This is a genomic window from Halodesulfovibrio sp. (genome assembly GCF_025210605.1).
Taxonomy (GTDB): domain Bacteria; phylum Desulfobacterota; class Desulfovibrionia; order Desulfovibrionales; family Desulfovibrionaceae; genus Halodesulfovibrio.
Map to the genome: position 1 here is coordinate 91,269 of NZ_JAOARI010000035.1, position 22,040 is coordinate 113,308.

General features: G+C 44.6%; 20 protein-coding genes and 2 tRNA genes. 11 read left to right on the plus strand and 11 right to left on the minus strand.

Features of this window, described 5'->3' with window-relative positions:
• The first annotated feature begins 85 nt into the window (after positions 1-85).
• On the plus strand, positions 86-1,177 hold the full coding sequence (locus tag N4A56_RS13930; RefSeq protein WP_295548246.1) for a glycosyltransferase family 4 protein: 1,092 nt from the start codon (positions 86-88) through the stop codon (positions 1,175-1,177).
• Between the two features lie 89 nt (positions 1,178-1,266).
• Here the strand turns inward: N4A56_RS13930 and murA are convergent, their stop codons facing one another.
• Positions 1,267-2,523 (minus strand): UDP-N-acetylglucosamine 1-carboxyvinyltransferase, encoded by a 1,257-nt coding sequence (gene murA, locus N4A56_RS13935; RefSeq protein WP_295548249.1) that lies wholly within the window; start codon positions 2,521-2,523, stop codon positions 1,267-1,269.
• Between the two features lie 169 nt (positions 2,524-2,692).
• Between murA and N4A56_RS13940 the strand changes: the two genes are divergently transcribed.
• Positions 2,693-2,768 (plus strand) — tRNA-His (locus N4A56_RS13940).
• 65 nt (positions 2,769-2,833) lie between these two features.
• On the opposite strand, the gene N4A56_RS13945 is transcribed toward N4A56_RS13940, so the two are convergent.
• The gene (locus tag N4A56_RS13945; protein ID WP_295548251.1) at positions 2,834-5,641 is read right to left on the minus strand and encodes a response regulator; all 2,808 of its coding nucleotides are present in this window, start codon (positions 5,639-5,641) and stop codon (positions 2,834-2,836) included.
• Positions 5,642-5,739: 98 nt separating this feature from the next.
• Positions 5,740-7,248, minus strand: a complete 1,509-nt coding sequence (gene murJ, locus N4A56_RS13950) for a murein biosynthesis integral membrane protein MurJ (protein ID WP_295548254.1) — start codon at positions 7,246-7,248, stop codon at positions 5,740-5,742.
• A gap of 310 nt (positions 7,249-7,558) precedes the next feature.
• Here murJ and N4A56_RS13955 point away from each other — a divergent pair, with 310 nt between their 5' ends.
• From N4A56_RS13955 to N4A56_RS13965, 3 genes are all read left to right on the plus strand, one after another.
• Entirely contained in the window at positions 7,559-8,431 is an 873-nt protein-coding gene (locus N4A56_RS13955) for an ABC transporter permease subunit (RefSeq protein ID WP_295548257.1), read from the plus strand.
• Positions 8,424-9,224, plus strand: coding sequence for an ABC transporter permease subunit (locus tag N4A56_RS13960; protein ID WP_295548258.1), 801 nt, complete (start codon positions 8,424-8,426; stop codon positions 9,222-9,224). Before N4A56_RS13955 ends, N4A56_RS13960 begins: the two co-directional genes overlap by 8 nt.
• Before the next feature lie 257 nt (positions 9,225-9,481).
• Entirely contained in the window at positions 9,482-10,390 is a 909-nt protein-coding gene (locus N4A56_RS13965; RefSeq protein WP_295548260.1) for a DMT family transporter, read from the plus strand.
• 138 nt (positions 10,391-10,528) lie between these two features.
• On the opposite strand, the gene N4A56_RS13970 is transcribed toward N4A56_RS13965, so the two are convergent.
• From N4A56_RS13970 to N4A56_RS13985, 4 genes are read right to left on the minus strand one after another with little or no spacing between them, the layout of a single operon-like run.
• Positions 10,529-12,127, minus strand: coding sequence for a DEAD/DEAH box helicase (locus N4A56_RS13970; protein ID WP_293669258.1), 1,599 nt, complete (start codon positions 12,125-12,127; stop codon positions 10,529-10,531).
• Positions 12,128-12,145: 18 nt separating this feature from the next.
• Complete coding sequence (locus N4A56_RS13975) at positions 12,146-12,448, minus strand: GIY-YIG nuclease family protein (protein WP_295548303.1); 303 nt, start codon at positions 12,446-12,448, stop codon at positions 12,146-12,148.
• A gap of 46 nt (positions 12,449-12,494) precedes the next feature.
• Positions 12,495-13,214, minus strand: coding sequence for a metal-dependent hydrolase (locus tag N4A56_RS13980; RefSeq protein WP_293669255.1), 720 nt, complete (start codon positions 13,212-13,214; stop codon positions 12,495-12,497).
• A gap of 29 nt (positions 13,215-13,243) precedes the next feature.
• Positions 13,244-13,807 (minus strand): UbiX family flavin prenyltransferase, encoded by a 564-nt coding sequence (locus N4A56_RS13985; protein ID WP_295548263.1) that lies wholly within the window; start codon positions 13,805-13,807, stop codon positions 13,244-13,246.
• Between the two features lie 453 nt (positions 13,808-14,260).
• On the opposite strand from N4A56_RS13985, the gene N4A56_RS13990 reads away from it, so the two are divergent.
• From N4A56_RS13990 to N4A56_RS14000, 3 genes are all read left to right on the plus strand, one after another.
• Positions 14,261-14,337, plus strand: a tRNA-Arg gene (locus N4A56_RS13990).
• A gap of 207 nt (positions 14,338-14,544) precedes the next feature.
• Positions 14,545-15,057, plus strand: coding sequence for a ClbS/DfsB family four-helix bundle protein (locus N4A56_RS13995; protein ID WP_295548266.1), 513 nt, complete (start codon positions 14,545-14,547; stop codon positions 15,055-15,057).
• Positions 15,058-15,365: 308 nt separating this feature from the next.
• Positions 15,366-16,151: a hypothetical protein gene (locus N4A56_RS14000; RefSeq protein WP_295548268.1), complete on the plus strand. Its 786-nt coding sequence runs from the start codon at positions 15,366-15,368 to the stop codon at positions 16,149-16,151.
• A 358-nt stretch (positions 16,152-16,509) separates the two neighbouring features.
• Here N4A56_RS14000 and N4A56_RS14005 read toward each other — a convergent pair whose 3' ends face one another.
• Complete coding sequence (locus N4A56_RS14005; protein ID WP_295548269.1) at positions 16,510-17,787, minus strand: L-serine ammonia-lyase, iron-sulfur-dependent, subunit alpha; 1,278 nt, start codon at positions 17,785-17,787, stop codon at positions 16,510-16,512.
• A 548-nt stretch (positions 17,788-18,335) separates the two neighbouring features.
• Between N4A56_RS14005 and N4A56_RS14010 the strand changes: the two genes are divergently transcribed.
• A complete protein-coding gene (locus N4A56_RS14010) occupies positions 18,336-18,794 on the plus strand; it encodes a type III secretion system chaperone (RefSeq protein ID WP_293671869.1) in 459 nt (152 codons plus the stop codon).
• Positions 18,795-18,835: 41 nt separating this feature from the next.
• On the opposite strand, the gene N4A56_RS14015 is transcribed toward N4A56_RS14010, so the two are convergent.
• The gene (locus N4A56_RS14015) at positions 18,836-19,435 is read right to left on the minus strand and encodes a hypothetical protein (RefSeq protein ID WP_295548271.1); all 600 of its coding nucleotides are present in this window, start codon (positions 19,433-19,435) and stop codon (positions 18,836-18,838) included.
• 338 nt (positions 19,436-19,773) lie between these two features.
• Here N4A56_RS14015 and N4A56_RS14020 point away from each other — a divergent pair, with 338 nt between their 5' ends.
• A complete protein-coding gene (locus N4A56_RS14020; protein ID WP_295548273.1) occupies positions 19,774-19,926 on the plus strand; it encodes a hypothetical protein in 153 nt (50 codons plus the stop codon).
• A 115-nt stretch (positions 19,927-20,041) separates the two neighbouring features.
• Positions 20,042-20,686: a cyclase family protein gene (locus tag N4A56_RS14025; RefSeq protein ID WP_295548275.1), complete on the plus strand. Its 645-nt coding sequence runs from the start codon at positions 20,042-20,044 to the stop codon at positions 20,684-20,686.
• Between the two features lie 74 nt (positions 20,687-20,760).
• Here N4A56_RS14025 and N4A56_RS14030 read toward each other — a convergent pair whose 3' ends face one another.
• Together N4A56_RS14030 and N4A56_RS14035 are read right to left on the minus strand one after the other, a co-directional pair.
• On the minus strand, positions 20,761-21,336 hold the full coding sequence (locus N4A56_RS14030; protein WP_295548277.1) for a dienelactone hydrolase family protein: 576 nt from the start codon (positions 21,334-21,336) through the stop codon (positions 20,761-20,763).
• A gap of 95 nt (positions 21,337-21,431) precedes the next feature.
• Positions 21,432-22,004, minus strand: coding sequence for an XRE family transcriptional regulator (locus N4A56_RS14035; RefSeq protein ID WP_295548279.1), 573 nt, complete (start codon positions 22,002-22,004; stop codon positions 21,432-21,434).
• Between the last annotated feature and the right edge of the window lie 36 nt (positions 22,005-22,040).

A 22,040-nucleotide genomic window follows, 5' to 3' on the forward strand; every position in this document is an offset into this window, starting at 1 on the left:
CGACTTTTTATAACCAACACAATTTTAACTTACTAGCACATAACATCGACAGTACGAAACCTGCGGGGGGAAAAACGGAGGGGTCGTGCTGAATATTCAGGACATATTTATGCACATTTTGTTGCTTGATCTGGGAAAAGAAATGCGTGGTGGTCAATGGCAAGTGTTCTATTTGGCACGAGCATTAGCCCGTTCTCAGAACTTCACAGTAACCTTAGCTGCTCCAGCAAAAGCGCCATTATTTCAACACGCAGCAACAGTAGAAGGCATTACCCTTTTACCACTTTCAAGTGGTGCAGATTGGGACATCCGTAACATCTACAAACTTCGCCGTGCAGTAACACGGGATCACGCTCAAGTTATCCACACTCACTGTGCTAAAAGTGCGTCTCTCGGCGGCATTATTAAAAAAATGTGCGGTACCGGGGTTCGTCTTATCCATACCCGCCGTGTCTCATATCCTCTCAAAAAAGGATGGAGCGGCAACAAATATTTACTCGCCGATGCCATCGTCGGAGTAAGTCAGGAAATATCCGATACAGTCTTAGAATCCATTTCTACCTTAGAGAAATACAAGGTTTCTACGATTCATTCCGGCATTGACGCTTCCCGCTATCAGGAAAAGAAAAAGCGCGAGGACGACAGAGTCATCATCGGCATGATCGGCGCATTGACCGAACAGAAAGGACATGTAGTTCTTGTAAAAGCGCTTGGCGAACTTGCTAAATATAAAGACATCCCAACATGGGAAGCACGTTTTGTCGGCGACGGTCCACTCTTCGGTGAAATTAAAGACCTTGCAGAAGAACTTGGTATCAGCAAGCACCTTGCCTTGCTTGGACGTCAGGATGCACGCGAGCAGCTTCCATATTTTGATCTGCTGGCAGTACCTTCTGTAAATGGTGAAGGGTCATCTGGCGTTATTAAAGAAGGATGGGTCGGGCAACTTCCTGTTGTAACGTCTGATCTTCCATCTAATCTGGAATTGGTTGAAAACAACAAAAGTGGACTGACCTTCCCGAACTACGATCACAAAAGACTTGCACAGCATCTGCGCAATCTTATGCTCGATTCAAAACTACGTGCACGCCTTGTGGAAGGTGGCAACAAGCGGGTTCAGGAATTCACTGACATGAAAATGGCAACAGCATACATGGAACTGTATAATCAGCTGTAACCGGTCACCATCACTTCTATTTTCTTGTATATAGAACATGAAAAAAGCCTGCGGATCAAAATGATACGCAGGCTTTTTTCATTCTAGATTTATTCTTCGTTCATTCGCGTAATGTTAGCGCCAACTGGAATAAGCTTTTCTTCAATATGCTCATAGCCACGATCTAAGTGGTAGATGCGCTGCACATGAGTTTCACCTTCCGCAGCAAGTCCTGCAAGAACAAGAGATGCACTTGCACGCAGATCGGACGCCATTACAGGCGCACCACGCAGCATCTCTCCGCCTTTAATGCGGGCAGTTCTGCCAGCAAGGCGAATATCCGCACCCATGCGACCAAGCTCCGGTGCATGCATAAAGCGGTTTTCAAAAATGGTTTCTTCAACCATAGAAGTACCGTCTACATAGCACATAAGCGCCATAAACTGCGCCTGCATATCTGTAGGGAATCCCGGATACGGCTGTGTTGTAATCTCCACAGGAGTAAGCGGCTTAACGTACGTTACGCGGGTTCCGTTATCTTCTTTGGTGATTTGAAGACCCATTTCTTCAAGCTTGCTAATGACTGCATCGAGTGAATCATTTGGGCAATGCTCAAGCAACAGATCACCTTTAGTAATTGCAGCAGCAATCATGAAAGTTCCTGCTTCAATACGGTCTGCCATAATTGCGTATTCGCAGCCTTTAAGACGTTCTACGCCTTTAACACGAATGACGCTTGAACCGTGTCCTTCAATATCAGCACCACACGCGATAAGGAAGTTTGCAAGGTCTACAATTTCCGGTTCACGAGCGGCATTTTCAAGAATTGTTTCGCCCTCTGCAAGGCAAGCAGCCATAAGCAGGTTTTCTGTTCCGCCTACAGTTACTTTTTCAAAAACAATGCGCGCACCCTGCAAACGTCCTTCACATCTCCCCATGATGTAGCCGGAGTCCACTTCAAATACCGCACCCATTTTTTCCAATGCTGAGAGGTGCAAATCCACTGGTCGCGCACCGATAGCACAACCACCGGGGTACGCAACTTTAGCTTCACCAAGGCGGGCAAGCAACGGACCGAGACACAACACAGAGGCGCGCATGGTCTTTACGAGGTCATAAGGCGCTTCTGGTTTAGGATCACAGCCGTCTGTTTCAACAACTCCGTCAACAAACCGACTCGGGCATCCGAGAATATCCAGCAAACTGATTGTTGTGCGAATATCACGTAAGTTCGGCACGTTAGTAAAACGTGCAGGCTCAGAAAGTAAGATAGAGCCCATCAAAATCGGCAGTGCAGCGTTCTTCGCGCCACTAACACGGATTGTTCCTTTTAACGGAACGCCACCTTGAATAACTAATTTTTCCATATGTCTCCCTTAAACGGGTCTTGAATATCGTAGGTTATACAGCGAATATCAGTCCCTCTCATGTAACGTCGTATAAGCCGACTTACCTTTAGAAGCAATAAATTTTAAAAAAATGAATTTTATGCTTGACCGCAATCGCTGAATTCTATAGTACACATTCCTGCTTGTGGCGGATGTAGCTCAGTTGGTAGAGCACACGGTTGTGGCCCGTGTTGTCGAGAGTTCAATCCTCTTCATTCGCCCCATCCAAGAAAGAATGCCCTGTACATTGTACAGGGCTTTTTTTGTGCCCACTGTACAACATCCTGTTTTATTTCAGTATTTCATTCATTGAGTGACAGGCTATTTGCAATGCATGCTCAAGAGCATCAATATCAGATGCATCTACATGCCCCTTCTTAGCTGCCTTTTCGATTTGTTCGCAACATGAGTACACATCTTTTGCAGAAACATTCCCGCTGGCACCTGCAAGAGTATGCGCCTTGCTTACAAGCCCATCCCAATCTTTTTTCAAAAGTAATGCACGAAATTCTTCAATGACATTTGCGTACGTATCAATAAACGTTCGCACCACTATCAAATAGATGTGGCTTTTTCCATTTAAGCGCTCTACGCCTTCTGCCACCGCAAGCCCCGGTAATAAAGCAGGCAATAGCAACTCTTCCTGTGTTGCTATAAGCTGTGGCTGCTCTTTGTGTTGCAACTGCGATGAGGTTTCACCTAATGGATGCTGCGCGCTTTCCTGTCCCGAATCGTCGGGCATCACAGCCGTGCCAGCCTGCCTTTTCCTTTTGTCGTACTTTTTCAACACCCGTACCAGCTCATCAAGCTCAACAGGTTTTGTTAAATATCCGTTCATACCCGCAAGCTCTGCTCTGTCTTTGTCTTCTTGCAAGGTATGCGCTGTCATGGCGATTACAGGCAGGTCTTTCAAATCCAGTTCTTCGCGCAAGCGTGTTGTCGTGGTAAATCCATCCATACCCGGTAACTGAATATCCATGAGAACAACATCATATTTGTAGACAGAAAGCAGTTCGAGCGCAGTAAGACCATCCTTAGCTATTGTGACTTTTACACCGAGATATTCCAGTATTTCACGCATCACTTGTTGATTTATCTGGTTATCCTCTACCGTCAAAACAGATAGCCCTTCGACGCTGCGTGCTTCGATATCCAGCTCAGAGCGAACTTTTCTGTCAGAATCCAGTGTCCGCAAAATAGTGAGCTTCACTTGCGAGAACGTAATCGGACGTCGCAAAAATGATGTCAGGGTAAATTGGCAGGTACCTTCAGGTAGCGCCTCATCGCCAAGACGAGCCGCCATCATAACTTTCTGTTCTGGATGGTCGCATAGGTATTGTACAAGCCTGCCTTGCATATCCTGCTTTTCCTTACTGCCCAGAACAACAAGATCAAAACCGCTGCCCTGTGCCTGCCGCTCCAGCTGCAACAAAGCCTGCTGTTCCGAACCGAGGACAACAACAAGCATTCCCAATTCCGAAAATAACGTTCGCCACATCACACGCGCTGCAACTGACGGTTCCAGTACTAGCACCCGCCATCCGGAAAAAACAGGAAGCATCATATTACGGGAGCCTTCTGCCACGGCAAACGGAAGGACAACTAAAAATTTACTGCCTTCACCGACAGTGCTTTCCACCGAAACAGTTCCCTTCATCAGCGATACAAGCTCTGCAACAATAGAAAGTCCCAACCCTGTGCCACCATATTGACGAGAAGTAGACCCGTCTGCCTGCACAAAGGTTTCAAACAGCTTCTGTTGCGCTTCCTCAGCGATACCAATCCCTTTATCTGCTACCGAAAATACCAGATGAACGACTTCTTCATGCCCCGACAGGTGAGTACGGTGAGAGGAACGCACAACTCTTTCAAGCGATACATGTAGTTCAATCGCGCCCCTGTCCGCAAATTTAAATGCATTACCCACAAGATTGAGTAAAATTTGCTTCAGCCTGAACGCATCACCGTGAATGACAGGTGGTACGTTTTCATCAACAACGACAATCAAATCCATTTCTTTTACAGCGACTTTTTCAGTAAAGATAATGGTCAATTCATCCAGCACATCGCGCAAAATAAAGTTTGCTTCTTCAATCTCCAGTTTTTTTGCTTCAAGCTTCGATAAATCAAGCACCCCGTTAATCAGATGCAACAAGTTTTGCGATGCTGATGCAATAATCTCTGCGTATTCCCACTGCTTGCTGGTCAAATCAGTTGTCTGCAACATATCTGTCATACCGAGGATAGCATTCAACGGAGTTCGCAACTCATGGCTGACACTGGCAAGAAACTCACTTTTGGCTGTGTTTGCGGCTTTCGCTTCTTCAGTTGCTTTTTCAAGCTCTTCTGTGCGCTCCTGCACTTGCTTTTCAAGGTCACGACTTTCTGAAAGCAAGAACATATCATGCGACTCGATATGGTCGAGCATGCTGTTGAATGAGTCAGTAAGCTCTGCAAGTTCTCCCATGCCGTTCCGTTCTGCACGTAACGAATACGTCTGTTCTTCGCGTACTCTACGGGCAGTTTTCGAAAGCGCACGCAACGGACGCAGCAATGTACGGACAATAAAAAATATCACCATGAGTACAACCATAATGCTGGCTGCAATATTGGCATAAATCGACTGGGTAAACAGATGCAGAAAATGCTTATGAACAGGCGAAGAGGTAACTATGGAGACAAGTGTCCCGACGGGAAAATTTTCGTAGTAGATCGGCGATTCAATACGATACTCATTCTGCTGAAGAGCTGGAACAGCAGTAGATTCCTGCCCTTTATAGTAGCCGCACAGCAGCACGCCGGAAGCATTATATACATACAGTCCTACCGTATTCTTATACGATAACTGCTCGTTAATAAGCTCTTCAGCTCTCTCACTTTTACCGAATGCCAATGGAGTTGCTAAATGGGAAGCCAGCACATGCGCTTGCTCTTTGCGATTTTCAAGGAAGTGAGCCTTGCGCTCTTCAATGGCAAACGAATAGTACAGTGAATTAAAAAGGATAAGAAATGCGGCGGTAAGAAGAAGACTCACGGCAACAAAATTTTTTATATAGCTATCAGGGAAAAGCTGTAATTTAACAAGCCGCTTCAACATCACACACCACCTATACACTTGATACGTCTATGCAATCCACTAGCCACCACATTCTTAGAGTTGCAATACTTGCTCACAATTCAAAGTAAATTTACCCCTCACCTGCGTACAATCAAGGCAAGAAGCTGCCGAGCATCCGGACTCTTTCCAATATACAGACAAACCAGATAGCCCGCAGCAAAAAGAGGAATGCTGCATAAACTGATAACGCCGTAAGGTACGACAAGCCAACAACCAGCGCCAACAGCAACGCTTGCCAGCAAATAAATCAAATTCCATCGACGTAATTGTACCGAAAAAAATTGCTGTCTGTTCAGCAAACAATAAAGCACGCCGCAATTCACCCATCCACCACATGCAACAGCAAAGGCAAGCCCAGCCCCACCCCAAAACTGCATTAACAATGCGCCGAGTCCTCCTGTAACAGCAAGGCTACACACGCCTGCCAACAACGGCACACGGCTTTTCTGCCTCGCATAGTAAGCGCTTAGCAAGGGACGCGAAACAGCAAAGGCAGGTAGCCCCACAGTAAAGGCTTGCAGCATAGTCGCTGCGGCTGCGGTATCTTCCGGCGAAAATGCTCCCCGCTCAAAAAAGAGCTGTAAAACAGGATGCGCCAGCACAAAAAGACCTGCGGTAGCAGGAAGAGCAAGGAAAAGAGTAAATTGCACAGCAGATGAAAGCAATTCGCCAAATTTTTGTACATCATTAGAAGCAGCAAGCGAAGAAAGTGCAGGAAGTACGGCAATTCCAATAGCTACACCAATTAATCCTAATGGAAATTGCACCAGCCTGTCAGCAAAATACAGCTTTGCAATGGTTCCCTCAGTCTGAAAAGAGGCAAGGACAGTGACAAGAAGCACGCTCAATTGAAAGACAGCACCGCTCAGAACTGTAGGAATAAGCCTTTTTCCCAACAGAGAGGCATCAGAATCAAAGATACGCCAGCTACCGTACACAAACATGCCTTTTGGCAAAAAAGCGGCTTGCAGCACTACCTGAAGCGTTCCTCCAAGTACCAGAGAAATACAAAGCGTCTCTGCCACAGGCAGGACAAATATCCACGCCACACCAGCGCCGAGTATCAATGAGCAATTGAGCACGAGCGGAGCAAGTGCCGGAGCTGTAAAATTATTTCTGCTATGCAATACGCCAGAAAACAAAGCGACCAGCCCAATACACAGAATATACGGCAACGTCAGCTTGAGGAGCGAATTTGCATACGCAAAGACATCAGGCGTTGCTGTAAGTCCCGGTGCCAGCATCGTAACAAGTACACTGCTGCCGTATTCTGCGAACAGTAAGAAAACGGAAAAGATGCCCACAGTCCACAGTAAACAGGTGCGCACTAGCGAAAGCCCCCGTGCTTCGCCCTCCACTGCCTCTACGTGAGCAATATTTGCAGTTACTGCGGAAGAAAGTGAACCTTCCGCAAATAATTTTCTAAACAGATTAGGAAGACGAAATGCGACAATAAGTGCATCAGCTATGGGACCTGCTCCTAACAGCGAGGCGATAATCACATCACGCAACAGTCCCATCAGGCGGGAAATAAAGCTGCCCGCAGAAACCACAGCAGCCGAAGAGAAAATTTTTTGAAACCTCATAATATCCTGTAATGCTCTATGCAGAAAAAAATAGGGCGCCTGCAGCCGACAACCTCACTCCGAATAGCACCATCATCTTACCGTGCGCCATTACAACCAGAAGCTCAGCGACAAAAAACATCTTTGATGTCTTACAAGCACCACATGGGCGACACAAAAAGCCTAGATCAAAATGATAACAACACCTCTGACGCTTCAGCTCAACAAGCACATCATATAGTATTTGCTGAACTACGTATTCAAACGATACGATGCATGGATCACGCAAACGATGCTTAGTCATCAATTTGACCTACAGCTATGGAATATTATGCCTAACCACTCTACATTTCTTCACTTACGTTATTTGTCGCCGTTACTCATTCCTTTTTTACTCTTTTTTGCTGGAGGAATAACACTGGCGGCACTTCAATCATTAGGAATGGGACTACCGTTCCCATACGATGGTGGAATGCTGGATAGCTACGAAGCGCTGCTTACACCATATATGCTGCGCTCGTTTCTTCTATCCATAAAAGTCGGGGCATTGGCTGCCTTCTTTTCCGTTGTTATCGGCACAGTACTCGCAATCGGACTTTGGCGAATGCCTTCCTTACTGCAACAGGCAGGGGTAATTTACAAAATCCCCCTTATTTTGCCACATCTTGCTGTAGGCTTTATTGTATTCTTTTTCTGGGCAAAATCTGGGCTTGTTTCTTCCGCCATGTTTCATGCAGGCATAATCGGCACACCGCAGGATTTCCCGTCTATTTTATTCGGCAGTGATGGGTGGGGGATGATTATTGCCTACACATATAAACAAATCCCTTTTGCACTGCTCATGGTGTATTCTTCACTAAAACGACTGGATATGCGCCTGCTGGAAACGGCCTACATGCTGGGAGCCAGCCGCGCCAGAGCGTTCTGCACGGTTACCTACCCGCATATAAACACGGTCGTGCACTCTACGTTTTGCATCCTGTTCCTGTTTGGATTCGGTGCGTTTGAAATACCGTTTCTATTAGGTGGATCACAGCCTGCAATGCTCAGTATTGAAGCATATAATATGTATTTTAGAAAAGAACTCTACCATCGCCCGCAAGCAATGGCGATTCTCATCGGCATATTCATCTTCTCCGTTGCATTTCTCACTATATACTTACGCGCTGTAGCCCCGAAACGTCTGGAGAAGCAGCATGACTAGCAAAAACATCCGCCATCACGCTCTATTTTTATTCTTTGTGCTCTTTTTCGCTGCCCCGACAGCCGTACTTATTGTCTCGCTGTTTGCACCGGGATGGACATGGCCGGACATCGTTCCCAAACAATACTCTACCAAGGCTCTGTTGTCCGTTTGGCAGCATAAGAACGCTATTGCTATGAACCTTGGAGTATCCGTACTGTATTCCTTAGCAACCACGCTCTGCACACTCCTACTCAGTCTGTTTCCAGCGTATCACTTTGCGCGTGCCCAGTTTGCAGGAAAAAACATTCTTCAAGGAATCTTACTCACTCCCGCGCTGGTTCCGGCAATGACTTTTTCTATGGGTATCCATCATATTTTCATCAAACTATCGTTAGCAGATACGTTTGGCGGAGTAGTGCTAATACTGACTATCTTCAGTTACCCTTTTATGTTGCGTGCTCTTATTTCCGGCTTCGAAGCCTATAACCACGAATACGAACTATGCGCCAAAAACCTTGGAGCCACATTGTGGATGCGCCTGCGGTATGTCACCTTTCCGCTCTTACTCCCTGCTATCATCGCAGGCGGCTCCGTTGTGTTTCTGGTAGCATTTTCTGACTACTATCTTGTATTTTTAATCGGCGGGGGCGTCGTTCCTTCATTCACCGGCTACCTGTTCCCCTTTATCACTGGGGCGGATCGAGCCATGGCAAGCGCGCTTTCTCTCATTTTTCTTATTGTACCTGTAGTGCTGTTCATTATTGTTGAGCTTTCCATGCGTCGCTTTTATCAACGATCAGGTCTATACTAGAATACATAGCCCAACACATTAGACGACGGGCTAGCGCAAGCCATAGCGTAAAGAGGCAATAGGCTGTTAGTCTGATTTACAACAATAAAGAAAGTGATTACTGACAAAGAGAAATCATAGTAGTTCTTTTAACCGCTACTACTTTCAGGACACGGTCATCGTCATTTTTTTAGACCTCCCCGTTATCCACTGTGTCGAGTATCCATTTCATTTGTAAACGGCTTTCCTATCAGATTCTATTTTCAGGACGTACACTCATGTTTAATAAAGATTATCTTCTGCCGACACTGTCACTTTTTTGCGCCATGATTCTATGGTCAAGCTCATTTATTGCCATGAAAATCGCTGTGGCAGGCTTTTCTCCAATTGCCGTTGTCTTCGGGCGTATGGTAATCGCCTCGTTGCTCTTTTGTGCACTCTGGAAAAATTTTAGAAGCATACATGTTCGACGGGAAGATTGGAAATATCTCATCTTTATGGCGGTATGCGAACCGGGGTTATACTTTCTCTTTGAAGCATATGCACTTAAATATACTTCTGCCACGCAAGCGGGCATGATTGTAGCAACCTTGCCGGTGTTTGTAGCAATTGCAGCGTTTTTTATTCTGAAAGAAAAGCTCGCGTTGCGCGTATGGTTTGGATTTTTCATTGCTGCATTCGGAGTTGCCCTACTCTCATGGGGTGCAACAGCAACAGAAAATGCACCTAACCCGCTCCTTGGCAACACACTGGAAACCCTCGCTATGGTTTCGGCTACTGGCTATATGATTACGGCAAAAAGTCTCTCTAACCGCTATTCACCACTCTTTATTACTGCTTTGCAAGCGTGGGTAGGCGCAATATTCTTTTTACCGCTTCTCGCCTTTACTCCGGGTGCATTTCCTACAGAATTTCCATACGAAGCAAGTGTCGCGGTTCTCTATCTAGCAAGCGTTGTCACTATGGGCGCATACGGTCTATACAACTTTGGACTCAGTAAAGTTCCGGCAGGACAGGCATCAGGTTTTACCAACCTTATTCCAGTATTTACCATGTTCATGGGATTCATGTTTCTTGGTGACAGACTTAGCACAACCCAGTTTCTGGCTTCCGGTTTAGTGCTGGGTGGCGTTATTCTTACACAGATATCTTCCTCTTCCAAAGAAGAAGCCAAAGCTACAGTCTAGAAAAACACGACTCCTCCAACTCCCTGCATCGCCACATCGTTTTTATACCACGCTGCTGGCGACAACTTCTCAATCAATATATCAAAAAAAAGGCTGCCCAATCGGGCAGCCTTTGTACTTTGCTCTATCGCTAACGTCTTATCGACGGGAAGCAGGTTCAACGAACAATTTATTGCCGCGAATCTGGTTGCCATTCATAACGTTAAGAACTTCCTGTGCGTAGTCTTCTGGAACTTCAACGAAGGAGAAGCGATCGTAAATATCGATTGCACCGATCATTTTACCAGGAAGACCGGATTCGCCAGCGATTGCGCCCACGATATCACGAGCACCAATGCGGCTTTTGCGACCAACGTTGATGAACAGACGTACCATACCTGCCTGCGCACCTGTGTCGCCGAAGGATTTCTTCTGCTCAGGCATTGCATCACCAAGTTCACGATGCATGAGAATTTTAAGCAGCGCTGCTGCCATCTCTGCTGTAGTGAGGTCGCCGTCGAATTCATTCTGGATGAAGTCGTCAACGATGGTGAGGTAACGATCAAGCTCGTGTTTATTGATGTTCTCACGAATTTCATCAAGCAGTTTGCTTGATTTCGCGTTTTCAACATCAGCAATGGTCGGCACCTGATGCTGAACAATACGTGCTTTAGTGAAGCGTTTGATATCGCGAAGTTTCCAGAATTCTTTACCGGAAACAAAAGTAAACGCACGCCCCATACGACCCGCACGACCAGTACGACCGATACGGTGAACGTAGTATTCAACATCGTTAGGAATATCGTAGTTTACTACAGCTTCAACGTCATCTACGTCGATACCACGAGCAGCAACGTCTGTTGCAACGAGAACTTCAATATTACCTTTACGGAAGCGGTTCATAACACGGTCACGCTGTGTCTGGTTCAGGTTACCGTGCAGACCGTCTGCCTGATAACCGCGTCCCTGAAGGTTCGCTGTAAGCTCATCTACACCACGCTTAGTGGAGCAGAAAACAATGGTGAGCTTAGGGTTGTACACATCAAGAACACGACACAGTGCATCCATTTTCTGGAATGGACGAACTTCGTAGTAAATCTGTTCAATGTTAGGAACAGTCAGAACTTTCTGTGTTACTTTAAGAAATTCCGGATTAGTGAGGAAACGTTTTGCGAGCTGCAAAATTTCATCACGCATGGTTGCGGAAAAGAATACTGTCTGGCTTTCTTCCGGTACCTGTTCAAGGATGAACTCAATGTCATCACGGAAGCCCATATCGAGCATTTCATCCGCTTCATCAAGAACAGCCATGTTAATATCCTGAAGAGAAATCGTACCGCGTTTCATGTGGTCCATGATACGACCAGGAGTACCTACGATAACCTGCACGCCACGACGTAATGATTTAATCTGGCGTTCAATCGGCTGACCACCGTAGATAGGCAGTACAAATACGCCACGCTTACGTTTTGCAAGCTGGCTCATTTCTGTTGCAACCTGAATAGCAAGTTCACGGGTTGGACAAAGAACAATTGCCTGTGGAGATTTCTGACGCGGATCGATTTTTTCCAAAACTGGAATACCGAATGCTGCGGTTTTACCCGTACCTGTCTGAGCCTGACCAATTACATCCTTACCTTCGAGTAAGTGTGGAATAGCCATAGCCTGAATTGGAGATGCTTCTTCAAATCCCATGTCTTCAATAGACTTCAACAACTCCGGAGAGAGAGGGAGTTCAGAAAAAATACATCGTTCCATAATAAAATTCCTTATGCACTAACTGGCATCTTGTGACTGCGCTGCAGCAGAATAGAATTCTTTGACGCACCTATTCAAAGTTTCTACTTTCTTGCCGGAGGGCTGTCTTTTTATGTTACATTCTATCTTAGAAGCTGTGCTCCGATCTGGAACTGAGGCGCTGGCAAGCAGGGACACCGGACGTCTGGAGCGTGTGTACTTTGCTCCTTTTCCCGAGTTATGTTCGCCAAGGCGTCTATTCATATCGGTTGTTATGCCGCAGTACAGCGAACCATCTGCACATTGCACAAGATAGACTACCCAACTTTTTTTCATCGACATCTTCTGGTCTTGCACGATACCAGTCCATGCAATCTGCTAAGACCTGCTAACATTTGCAGGCGGCAGCAGTTGTTTTTTCTAGCTTCAACGTGTCGCCGGGCTTCAAGTCATACAAGCGACAATCAGGAGCATAATTCTGTAACTGGTACGCAAAATCTTTTGTATTCTGTTCAAGGACGGGGAAGGTGCCCCAATGCATCGGCATAACGCTTTTGCATTTAAGCAGACTGCACGCAAGCGCCGCCTGTTTTGCATCCATTGTAAACACGCCGCCTATCGGCAGCAGGGCGAGGTCGATGTCGTATAACCGCCCCCATAATTCCATTTCGGAAAAAATTCCTGTGTCTCCGGCATGGTACACGGTGTAGCCATCGTCCAGTCGAAAAATATATCCGACAGGTGCTCCGGACTCTGTGGAATGGTAGGCTTGCGTCATTGTAACGCTCACACCTTCCACAGCAATTGTTCCACCTATATTAAAACCGATACCGTTAATCACTTGTTCCTGCGGTACGCCAGCTTTCACTAACTCTTCTGCCGTACCGACAATTGCGCCAAGTTTTGCACCCGTTGCTTTACAAATTTCTACTGTTGAACCCGTATGGTCGCCATGGTCATGAGTAACAAAGACTGCATCCGGTTTTGATGCATTTTGCCATGTTGAAGCGGCTGACGGGTTTCCTTCAAAAAAGGGATCAATAAGTATTGTCGCGGAAGGAGTTTTCAGTTGAAAATTCGCATGTCCATTCCATTGTAGTTCCTGCATTTCTTATCCTCCGGCTAAAGCTTGAACGGCTAAATGCCATCCCAGCGTTTAACTAACGCATGCTCAATATCTAACTGATCGAGCATTCTACCTACAAGATGATTACAAATATCTTCTATGGTCTCAGGCTTTGAATAAAATCCCGGTGTAGGCGGCATAATAAGCGCACCAGCCTCATCAGCAGCAAGCATATTCTGCAAATGTATACGATTCAGCGGTGTTTCGCGAGGAACAAGAATGAGTTTTCTACGCTCTTTTAATGTAACGTCAGCGGCTCTGTGTATAAGGTTAGACCCTATGCCGTTGGCAATTGCACCTAGAGAAGCCATAGAGCACGGGCAAACAATCATACCATCGTGCAGCCATGATCCACTTGCCGGTGCAGCCCCGAACTCATGTTGCGTATAAACAGCGTGTGCATTGGAGGTGAGGTCATCGATGTGCAGTCCCGACTCAAGCTCAAGGACTGTCTTGGCTGCATCAGATACAATAAGGTGTACCTCAGCCTGAGAAGTGGCAGCGAGTTCTTTGAGCAGCGTAACAGCAAGCGGCATCCCGCTGGCACCTGTCACTGCTACAACAATTTTTTTCATAACTCTCACTTACTATCGGAGCAACATAGATCCGGTGTAACATTATAAAAACGCAGATAAGACAACTAGCGTTATACTGCTGTCTTGCAAGCGGCTTTACCAAACTAATTATACGAGTGCCAGTTAAATAATTTGCAACAAGGTTTTTTTCTTATTTTTACACATTTTTGTCAATTTTAGCCTCATTTTTTCCTTATTCGCGTATCGATAGAGAAGTATATTTACCCTCAACAGCTATAAATTACAAATATGTTATTTGCGAGATTTTCAAAATACAACACGAGACATTTCGAGACATATTTTCTCATTCTCAAACACCCTAAAACTGTTTACATACCCAGCACAACGAAGCACTTTAGGCTCCACTATAGTACACCAATTTATGCGGACAGTGCATGGCAACACGTTATATAACTTGACATCATTGGCGCTCAAGTCTACTTAATCGCCCACGGGCTATTAGCTCAGCTGGATAGAGCGCTGCCCTCCGGAGGCAGAGGCCACAGGTTCGACTCCTGTATAGCCCGCCACGCTGAAATATTTTGCTGTACGATACTGTAAGGGAACTCCTTGTAATCCAAGGGGTTCCCTTTTTTTTGTTTGTACAACTTTGTACGATGCAGGAAGTTATCTATATTCAAAATGATACATGGTCCATATACTTTTGGCGTACTCAGGTAATGGTGTGGCATTACCATCTACCAGTTTTTATACAGACAATCTTACAAGGAGCATGAATGTCCTCTATTCCCCAAAACAAGCATGAACTACTAGCTGCTATACAAACGGCTTATACAAAAATAACCATTGATTATACTTCAATACCAGCAGAGCATACACGCACCTACGGCGTCGATGGAAATAGTAAAGGCACACAAATTACGGTATGCGATACCCTTGCATATCTTATAGGCTGGGAAAAGCTTGTACTGAAATGGTATAAGAACAAGAAAGAAGGGAAGCCTGTAGATTTTCCAGAAAAAGGCTACAAATGGAACGAGCTAGGACTGCTAGCACAGCATTTTCACACACAATACCAAGATGCTAGTTACCCTGCCTTACTCAATGAGTTTGAACAAGTCACAGCAGCTATCATAGAACTGATTAACTCTCTTAGTGAACAAGAGCTTTATGGTACAGCATGGTACAAAAAATACACACTGGGAAAAATGATACAGTATAACACCGCATCCCCCATGAAGAATATGCGAACAAAAATTCGCAAATTCAAAAGAACTAACGGGTTATAGCAAGGAATAGTCTACATCAAAAAAGGAAAATAGATTGAACAGCGCATTTATTCACTGCTAGTACTTGCTTTAACCTACAATGCATGAACCATGAACATACCAACAATAAATAATAAGCTAGTAATAAAAAAGGATGGCATAGCCACCCTTTTTCACTGTATCAATCAGAGTTAGGTCGCCAAGCAACTTCACGAAAAAAATCCGTATTCGCAGTCAAGAGGCTATCCTTTTTTTGGTGGACAACGGAAGTTTTATAAATATATGCATGCATTATAAAATAACATATATTTATAAAATTGGAGGAGAGTATGTCTGCCCCTGCACAGTCTATTGAATTTTACGTTGAATCTGATGAAAAACCAAAGGCTGGAATCACCATTCTTACTAAAGGCAATAATACTCGAAAATCAAATAAAAAATTAAAAGGAAAGTTTGTTGATATCCAATTAGGAAAACTCTGGATTAAGAATCTCCGTGACTTCACTCGTAATAATGAAGTGTACTTAGAAATGAATGCGATCACTTATAAAACAAAACCAGGAGGGAGGATACAAATACCATATGTATTCAAATTAAATGTGAATATAAAGGATGAAACGTTCAGTTCGCAAGTTAGCAGCAGAGAGGTTCTCACAGGAGTAAAATTAATTGGTAGTGGTGTGCAAATGAAAATTCGACTGACTGAGCTCGATAAAGCGGACTTAAAAAAATTAAATCTGATAAAAAACTTTTTTGAAAAAAATCAACTTGCTCAATTCGCTTTGAAAGCTGCGGAAACGAAAGTTCCTTTTGCTGAAGAACTTGCTGATTTCTCTTTTGAGTTAGTTGAAGTGCTAGATGAATTTAACGATGACGATACGGTTTGGGCTGAACAACCAAAATACGACTTTAGATCTTCGGCAGGTAAGCCATTGTATGATGGATGCTATGCCTTCGTGGGTACAACTAGAGGAACTAAATTACCAATGGAATTAATAGAGTGTGGTGGTCGTCTTTATACCATGTATGAAGATCAAGAGAAGAACACCCCATATGAAGATGAAAACTATCTAACTTGGAATATTGTTAGTTCTGATGATGAGAGTGATGATTAAGTTTATCGTATTATGCTTAAATGTAAAAATTTTGACTGAGTCTGGCAATGTCAGACTCAGTCAAAACCAACTTATTAAACATTCTCGACATGATGAGTAAAATTTTTTTCAAACCCAAGCAGCAACAGATCCTCATTGTATCCATGTATCTAATTTTATTATTTAATACTTCTATTTAGCAATATGTTTTTACGATAGCATATTTGTCTTTGCAGCCCCTCCTGCACATGATCCCCCCAACTCACTACCAACATTTATCTCTTGGAATGTATACACCGTATATACGTTTTCTGCGCCAGAAGTTCACTGTCTACATTATCGACACCTTTCTAGCTATTTCAAGATGTTACGCATAAGACTACTTATTCACCATAATATCCAAAATAATTTTGTCCGTTTCGCACATGCCAGCAGTGCCGAGACGACCAAGGTTTTTTATACACACCTCGATATTATCATCAACAATGCCGTCTGAGCCTGGAACTGAAGTTCCTTTCATTGCCAGCAGTGCAGAACTAATCGCTGCTTCTACGCTGGATGCGACCTTCAGAGCGCAGGAGGTTTTAGCACCGTCACAAATCATACCGGCAATTGTGCCCACCATGTTTTTGATAGTGCGTTCCACTTCAAGCAAACCACCACCGAGTAGTAAAATTATACCACAACCGGAACCAGTCGCCGCAAGAATGGCTCCACATAGGGCGGAAAGCCGTCCAAGGTGATGCTTTAAGTGGATAGAAATGAGATGACTCATAATAAGCGCACGTGCCATTTCTTCCTCAGACTTACCAAGTCTACGTGCAAAGGCAGTAACAGGAATTGTAGCCGTAATCCCCTGATTACCACTACCTGAGTTACTCATTACAGGCTGCATAATGCCATCCATACGCGCATCAGATGCAGCTGCTGCAAGACGGGTTGCAAATGAGGTTATATCATCAGAACGCAAGCCCAATGCGATATCCTCATCCATTGAACGCCCTACCCGTAAGCCAAAATCTTTTTCCAACCCTTTTGATGCAATTGATTCATTTAAACGAGCTGCTTCAAGAATAAATGAAATATCATCATATGCCGCTTCTGTGGCAAACTCATAAATAGCTGCAACTGACAACAGCCATGAATCATCGGACGTTTCTTCCGCTGCAAGTGGAGTACTCTCTATGACGGTATCATCTTTTGTTACTTCAACAATACCAGCGTGGGTGCGAGCAATGGTGCAACTAGCAGTATGCTCACTTGCAGAAACAATAGCTTTAGCAAATAACAACTCGTCGGTGTCTGCCAACTCTACAACTACGTTTCCACCAGCCATCAGCACTTTGGCTTCTGCAACAATTTCTGGTGTGATATCACGCAGCACTTCCAATTTTAATGTTGCGTCACCGCCGAGCGCCCCTACCGCAGCAGCTATATCAAGCCCTGTCATTCCTGTTCCAGGAACTCCAACCCCCATGCCGTTTTTCAACAGATTACCGCTAACCTGCACACAAACATGTTCCGGCTTTGCTCCCAGTGCTTCTGCTGCACGAGCTGCGGCAAGCGCCGCTGTAACCGGCTCGGTGCATCCCAGTGCGGGTACTACTTCTCTATTAAGAATAGCTACAAATTCAACCCATTCTTTCTTCATTGTCATGGCGTCTCACCTAACTTTGTTAATTAGAATACCATTCAGAACCTATAGTAAGCCAAAGCAGCGCCCCAAGCAATTCATGCAACGCAGCAATTAACAATTAAATTGCTCAGTAGGAACACTACAGCACGTCCGTCAAGAATCTGCCTCTAAATTTCACTTCGGCAACGCCCTGCTGTTATTACTTCTATTTTATTTGTATACACAACAAAGTTATCACGTTTATACTGCCACGGTTGCAAGTAGAGCGACTGTCTTTTACTGCGCAACATCAACAATAATTCCGCACGCCAATAGATCAAAAACACAGCGTTCGGCAGTATCTTGTACAGTGGTTTGTAACGCTCTCTCCAAAGAGTGGTGCAGACGCTGCGGTAATGGTACAATGGGATATATCTACTGTGCCAAGCAGCAAGCATTAACAAACCGCAGAAAAAAGACAGAAAAAAAAGTCTAATGACGTTTCAATGCACATTAATTACTTCGACTGCTGTTGAAACATATGCCGCATATGACAGACTTTCCGCCAGCATGTCGAAAAGGAACGGGGAATGAAGAACCTTCTAACAATACAAAAAATTTTAAAAGAATTCGGCAAGGTTCTTGATCTTGAGGCACTTGCATTGAATGAAGGTGGTGGTTGCAGGCTTATGTTTGACAACGACCTAGAGGTGAATCTAGAACTGGATGATGCTACAGACAGCTTACTGCTTATCAGTCCCGTTGCAAAAGGAAGTGAAGAACTCTTTGCAGATGCGCTGGAATTGAATCTGTTTTGGGGTGAACTGAATGGATGTCGTTTCGCCCTGCTTCGCGATGCTAATATGCTGACAATGCTACGCAGAATATCTGTTGAAGGGCTGAGTACAGTCTCTTTTGAAGCAGAGCTGGACAAGTTTTTAGAAACAGTCATGGTGTGGCGGCTGGCATTTAAGCGATCACCGCAGCAAAAGAAAGACACCGCAGCCGCGTGCGGGTGGAATATGCACAATCTTTCCGGTCAGGCGTAACATATTGGCACTGGTGAACGATATTCACCAGTGCCATTTTTTTATCGAGCTTTAATCTCACATGCATCTTCCAAAAGCACATTCGGCTCATAGACCATTTCCGCACCCTTAAAAATTGCACCGCCACAGCCTGCACGCTTTGTCCAAGTCTTAATCCAGCGGTCATAGGCTTTTTGTGTAGAAAATGACCGTGAATGAAAATACTGCACAGGGCGCATGTAGGTAGTCACTTTATCCAGCAGCATAAAAGTGTCTGCAAGAGCGTTTATCTGTGCCCACAGGGTGAAAGGTGTTTCCGCTTCAGGTGCATAAATATCGTAAATACGAAAATGTGGCTTACCCTTTTGCACAGGGATGACCACACCGTCCGCGTGGAACGGGCCTTGTATTTTTTCACCAAGCAATTCCGATACCTTATCAAACTCTTCGATAAGATGCTCCATTTCAAAAAGCGCAACGCCTTCTGAATCTATAACTTCCTTTGTCACGCCATCAATAAATACTCTGGCACCAAGGTAACGGGCACAATGCATTGTGCCTGCAAGCGTGCCACCATGCGCTGCTGTAAACTCTTCGATGTTAGAGCCATAGTGGGCGCATCGAAAAGGACTTTTAGCTATTTTTGCAATTGAAAGATCCATAGTCTCTCCAAAATATTACGAACCGAATTCTATTTATTCGGTACTGTTCAAGCTGGTACTGCACAGTACACATATTCTCTATACTCTATCAACTGGCAGAAACCTGCCTTTTTCACTGCCCTCTTCATAGTGAGCAATCGCACACCAATTGTAGCACCTTTATTTTTTAGTGCACTGCCAATTCAGTTGCCAAAAAAGATAGTTTGGAAGTACAGTAGCGAAATTGTTTTAATTGTACGCTCAAACAATATTCATATTCTCAGAAGCTGTTGGAGGAGCACGACAGTGCAAGCTTGCAAGAATAACGCTGGATGCTGTTTGACAACCGAGGAGTACTTATGCTGACAACAATTCAAACCCCTGACGGCAAACCGGTTTATCAGTGTGACAACTGTGGGAAAGACGTAATGGCGCAGGATATTATAGTAACCTTCAGCGGTGATTTCTGCCCTGAATGCCACGCCAAACAACAAAAAGAGAAATCTTCTTAGTCAGTAGAGCAGGAACAGGATTGTTTCTGCTCTTTTTTATCTTTTCTTAGTTTTCCCAGAATATTACAATACCTACTCCCGTACATACAACCATCAACGACAAGCAGGAGTATGCATGTTCAATCATACCAACGTAATTGACCTTACTCATACAATCACCAATGGTATGCCAGTCTATCCCGGAACAAGCGCTCCTCGCATTGCACAGTCCAGCACTGTTTCGCAAAACGGATTCGCTGAAAAAGAACTGACGCTCTGCTCCCATGTGGGAACCCACATGGATGCTCCTGCACACATTATCAATAATGCCGAAACACTGGACGCACTGCCAACCGCTACGTTCATCGGCTCTGCCTGTTTACTAGATGTATCCAGTGCTTCTGCCATTTCTCTTGATATTCTCAAGAAACATGAAAGAACTATCGCACAATGCGATTTTGTAATCTTTGCCTCCGGTCACGAAAAATACTGGGGGACAGAAACATATTTCTCACCATTTCCGGTGCTGGATAAAGAAGCCGCAACATGGCTGACCACGCAGAAGCTTAAAGGAGTTGGGATTGATGCTATCTCCTTTGATACTATGGATGCCAGTGAATTGTTCATTCACACCATTCTGTTAAGCCACGGGCTTGTTTTAATAGAAAATCTTACCAATTTAGCTAGCATTACAGAGTCCATGTTCACCTTTGCAGCTCTGCCACTTAAAATTCATGAAAGCGACGGTGCACCGGTTCGCGCAATTGCAATACTTCCATAATATCTCCATATCCAAAACGCCCCGTAGGAGACTCCTACAGGGCGCTTTGTTCTCAAGAAAAAAAGACAGTAAAGTTACGCTGGGCAATGAATTGCCAATTGATCTTTAATCCACTGCAACCAGAAGAAATAGACTTCTGAATCATACTGTGCAGAAGCAGGGTTCAGAAATCCATGCTCAAATGGTGTAATGTAGCTCTGAACATTTTCAATATCTTGTAAGGTGCGAGCAACGTTTTCGACATCATAATGCGGTTCTTCTTTAGCAAAAACAAATTCCACAGGAACTTTTGGCAGATAGTCCGTCATTGTATGAATTGATGAACTATAAAAACAGACAGCTGCTTTCACTGTTCCAACAGAGCTGCCGCTCACCGCAGACCAGACTGCACCAGCTCCGGCACTAAAGCCCAAAAGACATACTGACTCTGTTGCTTCCGCTACAGCTTGCGATACCCTTTCGGCATACGCAGCATCACCGCATTGCTCTTTATAGTGTGCATATGCAGCATCCTTACTCGCAAACTCAGGGTCACCCCCATCATACGGGTCTACTATCGCTACTTTGCTTGCGATCTCTTCAAAACTTGCAGCCATTGCATCCAGATGGGGTGTTTTTCCCCAAATGTCTGTGGCGATAATGATATGCATATCTCTCCACCCTTTTTATTCAAATCTAAGACAGGCTCGTTGCTACAATATATTCTGGTTATTCTACATGAATACCAACAATATTTTGACAGCTATTATACGAAGGTTTTCTGATTCGTAGAAACTTCAGCCTGCGGGTAGCTGATTATATTATGAAACACAACTTTGCTTCCAAGGGCACGGTAAGCATGCTGCTGATCTGCATAAAAACGTACCCTCTCGCCAGCCGACAAAGCATGCCATGTCCCGTCAAAAAATAATTCCATACTTCCTTCTATCACAATTACATGTTCAATCACTTCAAGCTGATGCGCAGAAGATTGCTGCTCGTGATCGTCAAATAATATGACCTCAAAAACTTCTATCCGTGTTGTTGAAGAGTAAGGAAAAATGGTTTGAATCTGCATTGCAGGGTCTTCAGGAAACGCCACAGTCGGCATTCCTTTTTCTGCTTCTTCCGAAAGAAAAGAAGAAAACGAGCTTTCGAGACCGCTGGAAATTTTCCATAGCGTACCTATCGTCGGACTCGATTCGCCACGTTCAATCTGTCCCAGCATCGCTTTAGAAACACCTGTTTTTTTTGATGTTGTATCAAGGCTCCAACCACGCAATTTACGTAATTCTTTCAAGCGTTGTGCAATTGTTTCCACAACAGTTTTCGAATTCATCACTTTTCTCCCTACAGAAAAACCTTGTGCGCTATA

Bases quoted from the DNA above. Each gene is read 5' to 3' on its own strand.
- murA (WP_295548249.1), bottom strand. From the start codon at position 2,523: ATGGAAAAATTAGTTATTCAAGGTGGCGTTCCGTTAAAAGGAACAATC.
- N4A56_RS13945 (WP_295548251.1), bottom strand. From the start codon at position 5,641: ATGTTGAAGCGGCTTGTTAAATTACAGCTTTTCCCTGATAGCTATATA.
- murJ (WP_295548254.1), bottom strand. From the start codon at position 7,248: ATGAGGTTTCAAAAAATTTTCTCTTCGGCTGCTGTGGTTTCTGCGGGC.
- N4A56_RS13955 (WP_295548257.1), top strand. From the start codon at position 7,559: ATGCCTAACCACTCTACATTTCTTCACTTACGTTATTTGTCGCCGTTA.
- N4A56_RS13960 (WP_295548258.1), top strand. From the start codon at position 8,424: ATGACTAGCAAAAACATCCGCCATCACGCTCTATTTTTATTCTTTGTG.
- N4A56_RS13965 (WP_295548260.1), top strand. From the start codon at position 9,482: ATGTTTAATAAAGATTATCTTCTGCCGACACTGTCACTTTTTTGCGCC.
- N4A56_RS13970 (WP_293669258.1), bottom strand. From the start codon at position 12,127: ATGGAACGATGTATTTTTTCTGAACTCCCTCTCTCTCCGGAGTTGTTG.
- N4A56_RS13975 (WP_295548303.1), bottom strand. From the start codon at position 12,448: ATGTCGATGAAAAAAAGTTGGGTAGTCTATCTTGTGCAATGTGCAGAT.
- N4A56_RS13980 (WP_293669255.1), bottom strand. From the start codon at position 13,214: ATGCAGGAACTACAATGGAATGGACATGCGAATTTTCAACTGAAAACT.
- N4A56_RS13985 (WP_295548263.1), bottom strand. From the start codon at position 13,807: ATGAAAAAAATTGTTGTAGCAGTGACAGGTGCCAGCGGGATGCCGCTT.
- N4A56_RS13995 (WP_295548266.1), top strand. From the start codon at position 14,545: ATGTCCTCTATTCCCCAAAACAAGCATGAACTACTAGCTGCTATACAA.
- N4A56_RS14000 (WP_295548268.1), top strand. From the start codon at position 15,366: ATGTCTGCCCCTGCACAGTCTATTGAATTTTACGTTGAATCTGATGAA.
- N4A56_RS14005 (WP_295548269.1), bottom strand. From the start codon at position 17,787: ATGACAATGAAGAAAGAATGGGTTGAATTTGTAGCTATTCTTAATAGA.
- N4A56_RS14010 (WP_293671869.1), top strand. From the start codon at position 18,336: ATGAAGAACCTTCTAACAATACAAAAAATTTTAAAAGAATTCGGCAAG.
- N4A56_RS14015 (WP_295548271.1), bottom strand. From the start codon at position 19,435: ATGGATCTTTCAATTGCAAAAATAGCTAAAAGTCCTTTTCGATGCGCC.
- N4A56_RS14020 (WP_295548273.1), top strand. From the start codon at position 19,774: ATGCTGACAACAATTCAAACCCCTGACGGCAAACCGGTTTATCAGTGT.
- N4A56_RS14025 (WP_295548275.1), top strand. From the start codon at position 20,042: ATGTTCAATCATACCAACGTAATTGACCTTACTCATACAATCACCAAT.
- N4A56_RS14030 (WP_295548277.1), bottom strand. From the start codon at position 21,336: ATGCATATCATTATCGCCACAGACATTTGGGGAAAAACACCCCATCTG.
- N4A56_RS14035 (WP_295548279.1), bottom strand. From the start codon at position 22,004: ATGAATTCGAAAACTGTTGTGGAAACAATTGCACAACGCTTGAAAGAA.